This window comes from uncultured Bradyrhizobium sp., assembly GCF_936943645.1.
GTDB lineage: Bacteria > Pseudomonadota > Alphaproteobacteria > Rhizobiales > Xanthobacteraceae > Bradyrhizobium.
Genome location: NZ_CAKZJO010000094.1, coordinates 1 through 15,319, shown reverse-complemented (window position 1 = coordinate 15,319; position 15,319 = coordinate 1). Strand labels below are relative to the sequence as shown.

Sequence of the window (15,319 nt, the reverse complement as noted above, 5' to 3'; positions counted from 1 at the left end):
ATGGACGCTGACTAGGCTGGCCCCGCCCCGAGCCCGATCTCCTCCAGTCGCGTCGCGAGCCAGCGTGACAGCGGATCATCGACGGCGCCGCTGACATAGACCTCCGACATCGTCACCTGATTCCTGTCCATCACCAGCAGCACGCCGATCCAGTAGGGAAACCAGACATTCACATCGGTCAGCGCGCGCAGCTTGTGCTGATCGTGTTCCAGCGGCGTGTGATTGCTGGCCTTGCGGATTTCCACGGCGAGCAGATTGTTCGGGATCTCGCGCTGATGCACGACGACGTCAGGGTAGATCGACTTTCCCAGATGATCGTCGGTCGAGATGATGGTGCCGTGCGGCAGGTGCAGCGTGCGTTCGCCGAGCCGGTCGTAATTGCAATCGACCGACCAGCCGGCGAACTGCTTCTCCAGATACACGGCGAAGCGGTGCGTCACCGCACGCTCGCCGATGTCCTTCTCGAACAGGAAGCCTTCGTGGGCGTAGAAGTCCCTGATAGCCGCGATCACCTTGTTCAGCTCGGTCTGCATCGTGCCTCCGGGCTCGCGGCGCCGTTGACGCCCTACATCTGGACTTCGATCAGCCGTGGGCCGGGCTCGGCGACGGCTTCGGCCAGCGCCTTGTTGAACTCGTCGGCATTGGTGACGGCGCGGCCCGGCACGCCCATGCCCTTGGCCAGCGCCACGAAGTCGAGCGTCGGCCGATCGAGCCGGAGCATGTCGTTGGCGCGCTGGCCGGGTTCGCCGGCGCCGACATTGTCGAACTCGCCGCGCAGGATCTGGTAGATGCGGTTGGCGAACACGATGGTGACGATGTTGAGATTTTCGCGCGCCTGCGTCCACAGCGACTGGATCGTGTACATCGCACTGCCGTCGCCGACCATGGTGATGACCTTGCGGTCCGGGCAGGCGATCGCAGCACCAATCGACAGCGGCGTGGAGAAGCCGATCGAGCCGCCCATGTTCTGCAGCCAGTCGTGCGGCGCGGCCGCCGCGGTCGGCGGGAAGAAGGCGCGGCCGGTGGTGAGGGACTCGTCGACCAGGATCGCATTCTCGGGGATCGCGTAAGCGATCGACTGCGCGATCGAGGCATGGGTCAGCGCGCCGGTCGGCTTGATCAGCTCCTGCACCGCCTGCGGCTTGACGTCCTTGGCGCTGGCCTTGACGGCGCCGGCGAGCGCATCGAGCGCGGCGACCGAATTCTCGCCCCAGGAGGTCATGCGATGCACCTCGCACCCCTCGGGCTTGAGCATGCTCGGCTTGTTCGGATAGGCGAAGAACGCCACGGGATCGTCGGACTCGACCAGCACGATGTGGCGGAACTTGGCCAGCATCGGCAGCGCGTTCTCGATCACGTAGTGGATGCGGTCGATCGAGTAGCGGCCGCGGCCGCGCGCCATCTTGGGGCGGAAGGTCGGCCCCATCACGGTGCAGCCGGTCTTGGCGGCGATGCGCTCGGCGAGCGCGAGGCCCTGCTCGCTCAGCGCGCTGCCGGTCATCAGCAGCAGCGTGCCCTCGCCGTCGCCGTGCAGGATCTTTGCGGCCTGCTCGACCGCCTGCGGCGAATAGCTGGCGCGCTGCTGCTCGGCCGGCACCTCGGCGATGCCGTCGGCCTCGTTCCAGGCGGTGTCGGCGGGCAGGATCAGCGTCGCGATCTGGCCGGGCGCGCTCTTGGCGGCGGCGATCGCCGCGGCACCGTCGGCGGCAACCGACTTGGAGTTCGGTGAGGTCCGGACCCAGGACGACATCGGCCGGGCCAGGCCCTCGATGTCGGAGGTCAGCGGCGCGTTGTAGTCGATGTGGTAGACGGCATGCTGGCCGACGATGTTGACGATGCCGGAATTGGCCTTCTTGGCGTTGTGCAAATTGGCAAGGCCGTTGGCGAGACCCGGGCCGAGATGCAGCAGGGTCGAAGCCGGCGTGCCCTTCATGCGGTAATAGCCGTCGGCGGCGCCCGTCACCACGCCCTCGAACAGGCCGAGCACGCAGCGCATGCCAGGGACCCGGTCGAGCGCTGCGACAAAATGCATCTCGGAGGTGCCCGGGTTGGAGAAGCAGATATCCACCCCGCCCTTGACCATCGTCCGCACCAGGCTTTCCGCACCGTTCATTCTTTTTGCTCCGCAACCGGTCTTTTCAGGTGATCCGTCCGACCAATCATTGTTCGGGAGGCGCCGCCAAAGCAAGTGCCGGCATCGCGGCCCTGCCCCGCGCAGCGATGCGCCGGTGTTGTTCGGCAAATTGTGGTTGCCGATTTGGTAACGCCAATCGGCGGAGGGACCCTCCCTCACGGGCCCGTGGCTTGCGAAATGCCGGCAAATATGGCCTGTGGCCTTGGTTGAATCGATTTTTTTCTGGGGGAGACAATGATCCGGTTTTTTGCCGCGCCGATTGCCGCCATCGCACTGCTGTCGGCCACTGCGGGCGGCGCGCTCGCGGAGGAGTTCGACTCGCGCGACATCATGGGCGGCGGCCCGAACTTCTTCCGTTCCGGCGCCAATCCGATCCCCCGCACCACCGTCATGTACAACGGCAATTACGCCCCCGGCACGATCGTGGTGAACACCAGCGAGCGCAGGCTGTATCTGGTGCTCCAGAACGGCCAGGCGCTGCGCTACGGCATCGGCGTCGGCCGCGATGGTTTCCGCTGGGGCGGGGTGCACAAGATCACCGCCAAGAAGGAATGGCCCGACTGGACGCCGCCGTCGCAGATGCTGGCGCGCCGGCCCGATCTGCCGCGCCACATGAAGGGCGGCATCGACAATCCGCTCGGCGCCCGCGCCATGTATCTGGGCTCGACACTGTACCGCATCCACGGCTCCAACGAGCCGGAGACGATCGGCCAGGCGGTCTCCTCGGGCTGCTTCCGCATGACCAATGACGACGTCAGCGATCTCTACGGCCGCGTCGGCGTCGGCACCACGGTGGTGGTGCTGAACAACTGACCGGGCGCAAGCTCTCGTGGGGTGGGAACGGCGCTTCGCGCCGTTGCCCATCCTGCGGCACCTGTCGCGCTCTTGCGACAGACAACGCCGGGAACTCGCAGACCGCGTAAATCTGCGGTCTTGTGCGCGCGACGTGAATACGGCAGCGTCGTGCGACGATGAGCGCATTCACCCCGCCCTCGCTTGCCTTCCGCTCCGCCCTGCTGGCGTTCGCAGCGCTCGCTTGCGCGCCTGACGTCGCGGTCCCGGCCGTCGCGGGCGAATTGCCCGCGATCTCCTCGCGCCAGCGCGCCGAGAAGAAGAGCTTCACCGACGGCGAGATCGTCGATGGTTTCCTGAAGACGGCATTCGGCGCCGAATATCATCTCGCCGGCCGCGTCGACCGCATCCGCAAGTTCGACGGACCGGTGCGCGTCTACGCCGAGAGCGACCGCGTCGATCGCAAGGCGCAGCTGGCCAAGGTCGTGGCCGATATCGCCAAGCGCGTGCAGCATCTCGACATCGCCATGATCGCGACCTCCGAAGCGGCGAATGTGCGCGTGAAGCTGGTGCGCGATCGCGATCTGTTCCGCACCATCTCGAGCTTCTACGGCGCGGAGAAGGCGCGCGAGATCCGCTCTTCGCTCGACCCGCAATGCCTGTCCGGCTTCCGCAAGAACGACAATTTCGAGATCGAGCATTCCGACGTCATCCTCACCGTCGACAACGGCGATTTCACCTTCCTCGACTGCGCCTATGAGGAGCTGCTGCAATCGCTCGGGCCGATCAACGACACCGCGAGCGTGCCCTGGACCATGTTCAACGACAACGTCTCGATGGGCTATTTCGACATCTACGACCAGTACATCCTCAATCTCTTGTACGATCCCCGCATCAAGGCGGGCATGACCGTGGCCGAGGTCAAGGCGGTGCTGCCCACCGTGCTCGCCGACGTCAGGATTTGGGTGAAGCAGGTGAATGATCTGAAGGAGTGAAGTCGTTCTTACCCTCCCCTGGAGGGGGCTCGCATTTGAGCGCAGCGAAAATGTGAGACGGGGTGGGGTGACAGTCTCTCCACCGAAGCGGTGCCCGTGCTGAGAGATCACCCCACCCCGCTCGCGCTGCGCGCGATCGACCCTCCCCTGGAGGGGTAGGGTAAGCGCACGCTCCGCCTTTTACTGCACCAGATCGGCCACCGTCGTCGCGGCCTTCAGCCCGGTGCCGGTCAGCACCGCGACCGTGGTCTCGTTTGCCTTGATCGATCCGGCCGCGGACAGTTTCTCCAGTGCCGCCGCTGCGCTGGCGCTGGTGGGCTCGGCGAACAGGCCCTGGCGCGCGAGGCGGCGCAAAGCGGCGACGATCTCGTCCTCGGCAAGCGCGATCGTGCCGCCGCCGCTCTCGCGAATTGCGGCGATGATCTCGCGCAGGCGCAGCGGATGCTTGATCGCGGTGCCTTCCGCGATGGTCTTGCTCACTTCGCGCGCGACTGATGTATCGACGCCGGCCTGAAAGCTCGCGTCGATCGGCGAGCAGTTGAGCGGCTGTGCCGCGAACAGCCGCGGCAGTTTCGGTATCTGCCCGGCTTTCAACAGCTCGCGAAAGCCGAAGGCGCAGCCGAGCAGGCTCGAGCCGGCGCCGACGGGAACGATGACGTTGTCGGGCGCGCGAAAGCCGAGGTCTTCCCAGATCTCATAGGCCAGCGACTTGGTGCCTTCGAGGAAGAACGGTTGCCAATTGTGACTGGCATAGAACGTCCGGCTCGACTGGCGGATGGCTTCGGCCTCTGACTCCTCGCGCGGGCCTTCGACGAGCTGCACCTCGGCGCCGTAAGCGCGGACCTGCGCGATCTTGGCCGGCGAGGTCGAGGCCGGCGCGAGAATCTTCACGCGCATGCCGCCGGCAGCGCCCAGCCCCGCCATCGACGAGCCGCCATTGCCGGAGGAATCCTCGAGAATGGCGTCGACCCCGATCTGGCGCAGGAAGGACAGCATCACGGCCGAGCCGCGGTCCTTGAAGCTGCCGGTCGGGTTGAACCATTCGAGCTTGAAATGCGGGCGCAGATCGCCCCAGTTCTGCTGGACCAGCGGCGTGCAGCCGGTGCCAAGCGAAATCGGATCCTTGATCTCCACGGGCAACGCCGCGCGGTAGCGCCACAGCGAGCGCGTGCTGGTGTCGACATCGTCGCGCGATATCCCCGCTCCCGGCGTCACCAGCAGCGGCGTGCGCTCGTCCGAACACCAGCGCGGCTGGTCGAGCGGGTAGAGCTGTCCGTTGCGGGGATCGATGTAGCTGGCAGGCATGGAGGTCTCCGGGACAGGCCGATCCGGTCGATATGTCCGAATATGCAGGTTTTATCCAGTCACCTGTTTGGACCCCCAGACGCGCCGCCGCCCCTTCAAAAATCCAAATGATTACATAGATATAGAGCCTGTTGCAGCGCCGTTCGCCGAGCGGGACGAGCGTGGGAACGGGCCTTCGGGCAGCCCCCACGATTAACTTGTCTGTCGTCGCCGGCGGTTACAATATGTTGGATTGAGCTTGCGTCGCCGGCGTTCCGAGGGTGGTGCCGCAAGCGAGCCAGGCCCGTCCGAGCGGCGGGCCGTTGGCTTTTTGGGAGCCTGGACATGAGCCGCGCGAACCGTACCGACCACATCCGCCTCACCTCGCATCCGGAGCCGGGCCGCAAGTCCGCCTTCCCGATCCACTGGGGCGCGGCCGACGCACGCGCGCGCGGACCGATCATCGGCACGGTGTCCCGCGCGGGCGATCGCAACGTGATCGGCAGCCATGGCGGCTCCTATGCGATGTACCGCGCGCTCGCCGTATCCGCCGGCGCGCTCGATCCGATTCGCAGGCCCGACCTCACCAACACGTTTCCGGCGGCCACCATCGGCCCGTTCGAGCAATGGCGCGACCCCGCCAAGATCGTCGCGCTCGATCCCTGGGGACATCTGGTCGCGGAGAATTTCGGCAAGGAGATCGCAGAAGGATCCGACATTCGCCCGAGCATCGCGGTGACGCGGGCGCGGCTCGACCTGCCGGAGATCCGCGAGGCGCTGGCCGCCAAACGACTGCGCGCCGACGGCGAGGTCGTGCATGCCAATGGCAGCGTCTCGGTGGTGAAGATCGCAATCGATCCGGTCTGGTATTTGCCCGGCCTTGCCGCGCGCTTCGGCACCGGCGAAACCGAGCTGCGCCGCACGCTGTTCGAGCAGACCGCCGGCATGTTCCCCGAGCTCGTCACGCGTCCCGACATGAAAGTTTTCCTGCCGCCGATCGGCGGCACCACGGTCTACATGTTCGGCGACGTGACCAAGCTGCCCGACCATCGCACCAAGATCACCTGCCGCGTGCACGACGAGTGCAACGGCTCCGATGTGTTCGGCTCCGACATCTGCACCTGCCGGCCCTATCTGATCCACGGCATCGAGGAATCCGCGCGCGGCGCGCAGGAGGGCGGGCTCGGGCTCGTGGTCTACAACCGCAAGGAAGGCCGCGCGCTCGGCGAAGTCACGAAGTTCCTGGTCTACAATGCGCGCAAGCGCCAGGAGGACGGCGACGCAGCCGCCGCCTATTTCGAGCGCACCGAATGCGTCGCCGGCGTGCAGGACGCGCGTTTCCAGCAGCTCATGCCTGATACGATCCACTGGCTGGGCCTGAAGCGCATCGACCGCTTCCTGTCGATGAGCGACATGAAATACGACGCGCTGACCTCGCAAGGCATCGACATCGTGGAGCGCGTGCCGATCCCGCTCGAGCTGATCCCGGCCGACGCTCACGTCGAGATCGCCGCCAAGAAGGCCGCGGGCTATTACACGACCGACATCGCGCCGGAGAAGGACGTCGACGGCGTGGTCGGACGTTCGCTGGAAAAATACTGATCGCACGATGGACGCTTTGGAACGACAGGCGCGCGCGCTGCTCACGGCCCGGGCCGTGCGCGCGCGGGCGGAGCAGATGCTCGAGCTCGGCCTCGCCGGCGCACTCAACCATTTCACCATCGATCTCGACCGCATGGATGGCGTGGCCGAGGCCGTGCTCGCGGTGACGCGAAAAGCCTATCCCACGCTGGACGTGCCCTTCCACGCGCGGTGGCGGCATTTTGTCATCGGCGGCGTCGATCGCTGGACGGGCGTTGCGAATGCGGTCGCGTGGCCGGATCGCGCCGCGCGGGCGCGCGCGGAGTTCGACCTCACCATCGTCAGCGTGCTGCTCGATGCCGGCGCCGGCGCAGCCTGGCGATATCGCGACGCCGGTACGGGCGAGAACATCGGCCGCTCCGAAGGGCTTGCCATCGCGAGCCTCGACATGTTTGCGAGCGGTCTTTTCTCGGGCGATGCCAGCTCGCCATTCAGGGCCGATGCGGACGTGCTGGCAAAGCTGCCCTTCGCCTCCCTCACATCCGCCTTTCAGGTCAGCGATGCCAATCCGCTGGTCGGGCTCGACGGGCGCACCGATCTGTTGCGGCGTCTGGGCCGGCATGTCGCGGAGCGCCCCGAATTGTTCGGCCTGCACGATACGCCGCGGCCCGGCGGCCTGTTCGATCACATCGCCGCGCAAGCGGATGGCGGCGCCATAGCCGCGCCCGCGATCCTGTCGGCGGTGTTGAACCAGCTCGGGCCGATCTGGCCGTCGCGGCTCGAGCTCGCAGGCGTCGCGCTCGGCGATTGCTGGCGGCATCCGGCGATCAAGGCAGACGATGGAACGTCAGGCCTCGTGCCGCTGCACAAGCTGTCGCAATGGCTGAGCTATTCGCTGATCGAGCCGTTGCAGCGCGCCGGCTTCGAAGTCACCGACATCGACGGCCTCACCGGGCTTGCCGAATACCGCAATGGCGGCCTGTTCGTCGATCACGAGGTGCTGCGCCTGCGCGATGCCGCGGATGCCGAACGCGCGCATGCGGTGGATTCCTTGCTCGTCGTGGAATGGCGCGCGCTGACTGTGGCGCTGCTCGACCGCCTGGCGGAGTTGATCCGCACCAAGCTCGGCCGCACGCCGGAGACATTGCCGCTCGCCAGCATCCTCGAAGGCGGCACCTGGGCCGCCGGCCGCGCCATTGCCTTCGCGCGCCGCCCCGACGGCTCGCCGCCGCTCAAGGTGATCAGCGACGGCACCGTGTTCTAACCCTCTCCCCTTGCGGGAGAGGATGGCTTCGCGACAGCGAAGCCGGGTGAGGGGTTCTCTCCGCGAACCCGTCTCTCAATGGAGTTCGCGGAGACAGACCCCTCATCCGGCGCGCTTTGCGCGCCACCTTCTCCCGCAAGGGGAGAAGGAAGAAAGGCATCCCATCATGGAAGGCGTCACAATCGTCGATCATCCGCTGGTGCAGCACAAGCTGACGCTGGTGCGGGACAAGTCCATCTCGACAAAATCGTTCAGGGAGCTGATCAAGGAGATCGGCATGTTGCTCTGCTACGAGGTGACGCGCGATCTGCCGCTCGCGGACACCGTGATCGAGACGCCGCTGGCGACGATGCATTCGGCCAAGATCGCCGGCAAGAAGCTGGTGTTCGTGCCGATGCTGCGCGCCGGCACCACCTTCGTCGACGGCATGATGGATCTGGTGCCGACCGCGCGCGTCGCCCATATCGGGCTCTACCGCGAGCCGCACAGCTTTGCCGCGGTCGAGTATTTCTTCAAATCACCGTCCGACCTCAGCGAGCGCCTCGCCATCGTGGTGACGTCGGTCGTCGCGACCGCCAACACGGCGGTGGCCGCCATCGACCGGCTGAAGGAGCGCGGCGCCAAGGACATCCGTCTCGCCTGCCTGATCGCGGCTCCCGAAGGCCTCGAGCGGCTGCGCGGATTCCATCCGGACGTGCCGGTCTGGACCGCGGCCGTGGACGAAGGCCTCGACGAGAACGGCTACATCCTGCCAGGTCTTGGCGACGCCGGCGACCGCGCTTATGGGACGCGGTAGAACTCTCGCAGAGTTCGGCTCCTTAGGAACGGCTTCGATCGCGCAAGGTTCTCCTGCGTTCAGGATGGAGAGCGCGATGACGTATCAGAACAACGACCGCGAGGCCGATCGGGCACGCCGCAACAGCCCTGTGGGCTGGGCGATCGGGGCGATCTTCATCATCGCCGTGGTCGCGGCTGTCTTCTTCTACAATGGGCGGGATATCGGGCCGCAGGCGACGTCGACAAACCCCAACAACGCACCGAGCGTCACCACAGGCTCGAACGCGCCAGCCGCGCCCGCGAAGTGAGGCGTCCGTCAGGTCGGCGGCCGCGGCGGCAGGTCCTTTGCGTCGGCCGGCGCCGGATGCGCCTTCAGATCGGCGATCAGACGTTCCATTTCGCCGATCTCCCGGACCTGCGCCTCGATGATCCCGTCGGCCAGCTTGCGCACGCGGGAATCCCTGATGTGCGCGCGTTCGCTTGTGAGCACCGCGATCGAGTGATGCGGGATCATCGCTTCCATGTAGGCGACGTCGGATACGGTCTGCTGGCTGCGAACGAGCCAGAGTGAGACGGCGAACACCGCGGCACCGGCCACCAGAATGGCGATGTTCGCGGTTCGGTTCCGGTACATGCCCCACATGAAGCCCAGCATTACGACAGCCATGACGGCGCCCATCAGCAGCGCCATCCAGGTCCGCGTTTGGCTGTACCAGACATGGTCCAGGGCGAATGTGTTGAGGTACATCAGGGCGAACATGATGATGGTGGATGCCGCAATCATCGCGGCGAAGCGACCGTAGCTCATGTGGAACTTCCGTGTCTCTGCGGGTCGGAAGGATAACTTCCTTCGCAGAGATCGTTCCTCGCGGGATAGCCCCGCGCGCGGCCGCTCTAAATCTTCCCGCTGCCGCAGATCAGCTTCAGCGACTGCCATTCCTTGTCCGTCAGCAGCGGCGGGCCGGAGGCCGGGCGATCTTCCTTGGTCATGCGGGCGAGGCGGTCTTCGGTGAGCGGGTGGCTGGCGAGGATCGTCGTGAGCTTCGAGCCGCCTTCCTTGCCGGTGATGCGGTACATCAGCTCGAAAGCGGGTTTCGGCGAGCGGCCGAGCTTGTGCATGACCTCGATCGCGAACGTATCGGCGGCGGTCTCGGCCTCGCGCGAATACGACGCCTCGACCACGCTGCGCGAGGCGAAGATCACGGCGGATGAGCCGGTGACGTCGCCGAACAACAGGCCGATCAGGAACGACGTGCCGCCGTTGTAGATCAGCCCGCGCATGTTGTCGTAATGCTTGAGATGGCCAAGCTCGTGGGCGAGGATGCCGGCGAGCTCGTCGGGGTTTTGCGCCTTGTCGAGCAGGCCCCTCAGCACATAGACCTTGCCGCCGGGCAGCGCGAACGCGTTGGGCACCGCGGTCGGCAGCACGCCGGCCGTCATGGAATCGTCGTCGAGGCCGGCGGCATCGCGCAGCCGGTTGACGAGTTTTGTGAACGCAGCCTTGCCGGCGGAGTCTTCGCAAGCCTTGCCGCCGAAAATGGCTTTGACCTGGACTTCGGAGGCATCCCCGATGCGCCGCTCGATCGGCTTCGGCACCAGCGGCGCGAGACGGTCGGCGGCGAGCGGCACGCCGAACAAGACGACGCAGACGATGGAGACGGTGGCCGCGACAGACCAGCCGACGATCTTGGCGACACCGCGGCGCGAGGTCCGGTGTTCGTCGAGCCGCATGCAGCGGGCGGTCACGTCGGCCGCCAGCACCGCGTCGCGGATCTCGAGCCGCGCCAAGGGCGCAGCCGTGGTGCAGGCCAGACGCAGGATCCCGGACGGACTGTCGGCGCGGCGGATGTCGGCATAGGCCCAGCGCACCGGTGCCCCGCTCGCCTCTGTGATCTCGAGCGCATCACCGAACGTCAGCGTTACCTGCCGCCGGCGGCTCGAGGTGCCATCGAAGAAGATGGTCGGCTTGGTGGATTGCGCCGGTACCTCTGCGAATACGTCGCTCACGGCTCAGAATCCCGCAACATCGAGCCCATCGGCAAAACCTTCGCCGAGTGCGCTGGCAAGCTCGCCGCTGCCACGCACATCCGCCGCGGCTGCGATGTTGTGCACCTCGACGGTTTCCAGCACCTTGGCCCAGAGATCGCGCTGGAGATAGACGCGCATCACGATGTTGATCGCGAGCGCCAGGGCGAAATAGCCGACGACCATCATCACCACCATCGGGATGCTCTTGGCGGCATTGTCGCCGCCGAACACCTGATCGGCCGGAACGCCGCTGAGCTGGACCAGCAGCAAGGCGCCGCCACCCATATAGACGGAGAAGGCCATCGAGAGCAGCATCCACCAGCCGATCACCTTCCAGTACAGGCCATAGAAGGCGTCATGAGGCAGGTTGGAGGACAGGCTGACGCCGCCGATGCGGATGCCGTCGAGCCACCAGCGCCATTCGCGCGCCTTGAATTCGGCATAGAAGAACGGCGCGAGCGGGAAAATCAGCAGCGCGATCGGGCTGAGCAGCCACAGCCACCAGGCGCGCTTGAAGAAGGTCCAGCCGTCGCCTTCGAAATCGCCACGCAGATCGCCGTAATGGCTGTGCTGCATCTTGTAGCGTTCGAGCGCGGCTTCGCGCCAGGGCAGCGCCAGACCGAGCGTCAGCAGCACGAGCAGGCCCCACGCCATGGCGCGGAACGAATAGGCCCAGCCGGAGCCGTCCATCCAGAAGCGGACGCCGCGCCAGACCGTGCGCGTCAACCGGTAACGTCGCGCGCGAAAGATCGCGAACTGGCCGAAGGCGTAGAAGCCGAGGAACAGCGGCGTCGAGGCAAAGCCCTGCCAGCGCTCGAACTCGATACCGACAAGGAAGTAGGCGAGGTAGATCGGCACCAGGATCGCGAGCGCGAACAGGAAGCCGACCAGGAGCTCCTTGGCGCGGCCGGTATATTCGGCGGCGTCGCCGTCGATCGCGGTGTTCGCCCACAGGTGACGACGGATGTCGGTGACGAGCCAGAACCGATAGAAGCCGAAGGTGACGAGCTCCAGCATGGCACCCTTGGTGACCATTTTCCGGAATTCGGAGCGATTGCCGGAAAAGTCGACCCGCGTGGGCGGCAGCGGCGGCGGAATCGGCTCGGAGCCGATGGGGGTCCATTGCATGTCGTTCACGGCGGCAACCTCGGGATGCGGTCTTGGTCCGGCCAAACTATAGATCAGAGGTTAGTCGGCCCCCAAGATGGCGGGGTTCGATTTCCCTCGATTCCAGCCGGTTTTGGCACGATTTCACGACAAGCACCGTGCGGGGGATCACGTTGATGGAGGTATTGCGCTTTGCTCCATCCGGGCGGCGCGTCCGGCCGCGCCCAAGGGTTGGATGTGGCAAAACTCTCCCTTGCTCCGGCGCAGACAACCGGCTGTAATTGCAAATCAAATACCGCAGCGCAGAATTCAACGAGAACGCGCGGTTGATGCCAGGGAGAGCGGTCATGCATGGGACCATCGAGAACGCGGCCAAGCTCGACGCGTTGCGCGCACGCGCCAATTCACTGCCGCTGGATCAGTTCGATCCCGGCGATCCCGAGTTGTTCAGGACCGATACGTTCTGGCCCTACTTCGATCGGCTGCGCCGCGAAGATCCCGTGCACTATTGCAAGGACTCGATGTTCGGCCCGTATTGGTCGGTGACGCGCTACAACGACATCATGGAGATCGAGACCAACCATTCGGTGTTCTCCTCGGCCTCCTCGCTCGGCGGCATCACCATCCGCGACATCGATCCGGATCTGCGCCGCGAAAGCTTCATTTCGATGGACCCGCCGCGCCATGCCGCGCAGCGCAAGACCGTGGCGCCGATGTTCACGCCGACGCATCTGGACAATCTCGCGCTCAACATCCGCAAGCGCTCTGCCGAGTGCCTCGATAATCTGCCTCGCGGAGAAGTGTTCGACTGGGTCGACCGCGTCTCGATCGAGCTCACCACGCAGATGCTGGCGGTGCTGTTCGACTTCCCCTGGGAGGACCGCCGCAAGCTGACGCGCTGGTCTGACATCGCCACCACCATTCCCGGACCGGACGGCCTCGTCGCCACCGAGGACGAGCGGCAGGCCGAGTTGACCGAATGCGCCGGCTATTTCGCCCGGCTGTGGAAGGAGCGCATCGAACAGCCGCCGAAGAGCGACCTGCTCTCGATGATGGCGCATGGCGCGGCCACGCGCGACATGGACGCCAAGAACTTCCTCGGCAATCTCGTGCTTTTGATCGTCGGCGGCAACGACACCACGCGCAACACCATGTCGGGCTCGCTGCTGGCGCTGAGCCAGCATCCGGAGCAATATCGCAAGCTGCGCGAAAACCCCGCGCTGCTCGACAGCTTCGTTCCCGAAGTGATCCGCTGGCAGACACCCCTGGCGCATATGCGGCGCACTGCACTTGCCGACTTCGAGTTCCGCGGCAAGCAGATCAAGAAGGGTGACAAGGTCGTGATGTGGTACGTCTCGGGCAATCGCGACGAGGAGACGATCGAGAAGCCCTACGAATTCATCATTGACCGCGCCCGCCCGCGCACGCATCTGTCCTTCGGCTTCGGCATCCACCGCTGCGTCGGCCTGCGGCTTGCCGAACTGCAGCTCAAGATTATCTGGGAAGAGATCCTGAGGCGGTTCGACCATATCGAGGTGGTCGGCGAGCCGAAGCGGGTCTATTCGAGCTTCGTGAAGGGCCTGGAAGAGCTGCCGGTCAAGATTGCGGCGTGAGTTCGAGGTATATCCACGAGGATGGTGCGCCCCCTCTCCCGCTTGCGGGGGAGGGCTGGGGTGGGGGTCTCTCCACAAGCAAGGACCCCCAAGAGGAGAAAACCCTCACCCGGCGCTACGCGCCGACCTCTCCCGCAAGCGGAGAGGTTAGAAGAAACCAATTGGAGCAACCGCCATGAACATCCAAGCGCCGGTTAAAGTGGACAAGGCCGAACGCATGCGCCGGGCGCGCGAGGAGGCCTATGCGACGCCGCTGTCGCAATTCCACCCCGGCGCGCCCCGGCTGTTCCAGGACGACACGCTGTGGCCGTGGTTCGAGCGGCTGCGCAAGGAAGAGCCGGTGCATTACTGCACCAACGCGCCGATCGAGCCGTACTGGTCGGTGGTGAAATACGACGACATCATGCATGTCGACACCAATCACGGCATCTTCTCCTCGGACTCCACGCTCGGCGGCATCTCGATCCGCGACGTGCCGCCCGGCTACGACTATCCGAGCTTCATCGCGATGGACCAGCCCCGGCATTCGTCGCAGCGCAAGACGGTGTCGCCGATGTTCACGCCGACACATCTGGACGAACTGGCCAAGCTGATCCGCCAGCGCTCGCAGACCGTGCTCGACAACCTGCCGCGCAACGAGACCTTCAACTTCGTCGAGCGCGTCTCGATCGAGCTGACGACGCAGATGCTGGCGACGCTGTTCGATTTCCCCTGGGAGGAGCGGCGCAAGCTGACGCGCTGGTCCGACGTCTCCACCGCGCTGCCCAAGAGCGGCATCGTCGCCTCCGCCGAGGAGCGCCGCCGCGAGATGGACGAGTGCTACGCCTATATGTCCAAGCTGTGGAACGAGCGCGTCAACTCCGCGCCGCGCAACGACCTCTTGTCGCTGATGGCCCATAACGACGCAACGCGCCACATGGACCCCGACAATCTCATGGGCAACATCATCCTGCTCATCGTCGGCGGCAACGACACCACGCGCAACACCATGACCGGCTCGGTGCTGGCGCTGAACGAGAACCCGGAACAATACGACAAGCTGCGCGCCAATCCGGAGCTGATCGATTCCATGGTGCCGGAAGTGATCCGCTGGCAGACGCCGCTTGCGCATATGCGCCGCACGGCCTTGCAGGACACCGAGATCGGCGGCAAGCACATCAAGAAAGGCGACCGCGTCGTGATGTGGTACGTCTCCGGCAACCGCGACGACGAGATGTTCGAGAACCCGAACGAGTTCATCATCGATCGCCCGCGCCCGCGCACCCATCTCTCCTTCGGCTTCGGCATCCACCGCTGCGTCGGCATGCGGCTCGCGGAGCTGCAACTGCGCATCGTCTGGGAGGAGATGCTGAAGCGCTTCGACCGCATCGAGGTGGTCGGCGAGCCCAAGCGGATCTATTCGAGCTTCATCAAGGGCTACGAGACGCTGCCGGTGAGGATTCCGGGGTAGGCCCTATCCTTCGTCGCAGGCTCTTTCCTCCGTCGTTGCGAGGAGCTCTTGCGACGAAGCAATCCAGACTGCCGCTGCGGAAAGATTCCTGGATTGCTTCGCTGCGCTCGCAATGACGCGGATGGGCCTGAGCGTCCTATTGGCTGCCGGTTTCGCTGATGGCGCCCCAGCTATAAAATTCCGGCATGACAGGTCGCGCCAGATGCGAAGGCACGGCGGCAAGCTTGTGTCCTAAGCATTGACCGCACGCTCGCTGCGCTCCCTCGCCCCGCTTGCGGGGAGAGGGTTGGGGTG

At 65.4% G+C, this 15,319-nt stretch carries 14 protein-coding genes; 8 read left to right on the top strand and 6 right to left on the bottom strand.

Going from position 1 to position 15,319, the window contains the following annotated elements; translation table 11 throughout:
* Positions 1 to 11: 11 nt before the first annotated feature.
* Together Q0743_RS27760 and Q0743_RS27755 are read right to left on the bottom strand one after the other, a co-directional pair.
* Positions 12 to 533, bottom strand: a complete 522-nt coding sequence (locus Q0743_RS27760; RefSeq protein ID WP_298244658.1) for a hypothetical protein — start codon at positions 531 to 533, stop codon at positions 12 to 14.
* A gap of 32 nt (positions 534 to 565) precedes the next feature.
* Positions 566 to 2,113 (bottom strand): acetolactate synthase large subunit, encoded by a 1,548-nt coding sequence (locus Q0743_RS27755; RefSeq protein WP_298244657.1) that lies wholly within the window; start codon positions 2,111 to 2,113, stop codon positions 566 to 568.
* Between the two features lie 255 nt (positions 2,114 to 2,368).
* Here Q0743_RS27755 and Q0743_RS27750 point away from each other — a divergent pair, with 255 nt between their 5' ends.
* Together Q0743_RS27750 and Q0743_RS27745 are read left to right on the top strand one after the other, a co-directional pair.
* Positions 2,369 to 2,947 (top strand): L,D-transpeptidase, encoded by a 579-nt coding sequence (locus Q0743_RS27750; protein WP_298244656.1) that lies wholly within the window; start codon positions 2,369 to 2,371, stop codon positions 2,945 to 2,947.
* A 158-nt stretch (positions 2,948 to 3,105) separates the two neighbouring features.
* Positions 3,106 to 3,921, top strand: a complete 816-nt coding sequence (locus tag Q0743_RS27745; RefSeq protein ID WP_298244655.1) for a DUF2927 domain-containing protein — start codon at positions 3,106 to 3,108, stop codon at positions 3,919 to 3,921.
* Between the two features lie 180 nt (positions 3,922 to 4,101).
* Here the strand turns inward: Q0743_RS27745 and Q0743_RS27740 are convergent, their stop codons facing one another.
* Positions 4,102 to 5,226, bottom strand: coding sequence for a threonine synthase (locus tag Q0743_RS27740; RefSeq protein ID WP_298244654.1), 1,125 nt, complete (start codon positions 5,224 to 5,226; stop codon positions 4,102 to 4,104).
* A 324-nt stretch (positions 5,227 to 5,550) separates the two neighbouring features.
* Between Q0743_RS27740 and Q0743_RS27735 the strand changes: the two genes are divergently transcribed.
* The 4 genes from Q0743_RS27735 (at position 5,551) to Q0743_RS27720 (ending at position 9,135) form a co-directional block, all read left to right on the top strand.
* On the top strand, positions 5,551 to 6,807 hold the full coding sequence (locus tag Q0743_RS27735) for a GTP cyclohydrolase II (RefSeq protein WP_298244653.1): 1,257 nt from the start codon (positions 5,551 to 5,553) through the stop codon (positions 6,805 to 6,807).
* Positions 6,808 to 6,814: 7 nt separating this feature from the next.
* Positions 6,815 to 8,050 carry a URC4/urg3 family protein gene (locus Q0743_RS27730; protein ID WP_298244652.1) on the top strand — a complete coding sequence of 412 codons (1,236 nt, stop codon included), beginning with the start codon at positions 6,815 to 6,817 and terminating at the stop codon, positions 8,048 to 8,050.
* Positions 8,051 to 8,216: 166 nt separating this feature from the next.
* Positions 8,217 to 8,846 carry a uracil phosphoribosyltransferase gene (gene upp / locus Q0743_RS27725; protein ID WP_100178095.1) on the top strand — a complete coding sequence of 210 codons (630 nt, stop codon included), beginning with the start codon at positions 8,217 to 8,219 and terminating at the stop codon, positions 8,844 to 8,846.
* A gap of 76 nt (positions 8,847 to 8,922) precedes the next feature.
* The gene (locus tag Q0743_RS27720) at positions 8,923 to 9,135 is read left to right on the top strand and encodes a hypothetical protein (protein WP_298244651.1); all 213 of its coding nucleotides are present in this window, start codon (positions 8,923 to 8,925) and stop codon (positions 9,133 to 9,135) included.
* Between the two features lie 8 nt (positions 9,136 to 9,143).
* Here Q0743_RS27720 and Q0743_RS27715 read toward each other — a convergent pair whose 3' ends face one another.
* The 3 genes from Q0743_RS27715 to Q0743_RS27705 all read right to left on the bottom strand — a co-directional run bounded on the left by Q0743_RS27715 (position 9,144) and on the right by Q0743_RS27705 (position 11,983).
* Positions 9,144 to 9,635: a DUF305 domain-containing protein gene (locus Q0743_RS27715; protein WP_298244650.1), complete on the bottom strand. Its 492-nt coding sequence runs from the start codon at positions 9,633 to 9,635 to the stop codon at positions 9,144 to 9,146.
* Between the two features lie 86 nt (positions 9,636 to 9,721).
* Entirely contained in the window at positions 9,722 to 10,834 is a 1,113-nt protein-coding gene (locus Q0743_RS27710) for a M48 family metallopeptidase (protein WP_298244649.1), read from the bottom strand.
* Between the two features lie 3 nt (positions 10,835 to 10,837).
* On the bottom strand, positions 10,838 to 11,983 hold the full coding sequence (locus Q0743_RS27705) for a DUF898 family protein (protein WP_298244648.1): 1,146 nt from the start codon (positions 11,981 to 11,983) through the stop codon (positions 10,838 to 10,840).
* 326 nt (positions 11,984 to 12,309) lie between these two features.
* On the opposite strand from Q0743_RS27705, the gene Q0743_RS27700 reads away from it, so the two are divergent.
* Together Q0743_RS27700 and Q0743_RS27695 are read left to right on the top strand one after the other, a co-directional pair.
* Positions 12,310 to 13,575, top strand: a complete 1,266-nt coding sequence (locus tag Q0743_RS27700) for a cytochrome P450 (protein WP_298244647.1) — start codon at positions 12,310 to 12,312, stop codon at positions 13,573 to 13,575.
* A gap of 175 nt (positions 13,576 to 13,750) precedes the next feature.
* Positions 13,751 to 15,025, top strand: a complete 1,275-nt coding sequence (locus Q0743_RS27695; protein ID WP_298244646.1) for a cytochrome P450 — start codon at positions 13,751 to 13,753, stop codon at positions 15,023 to 15,025.
* Positions 15,026 to 15,319 lie beyond the last annotated feature (294 nt).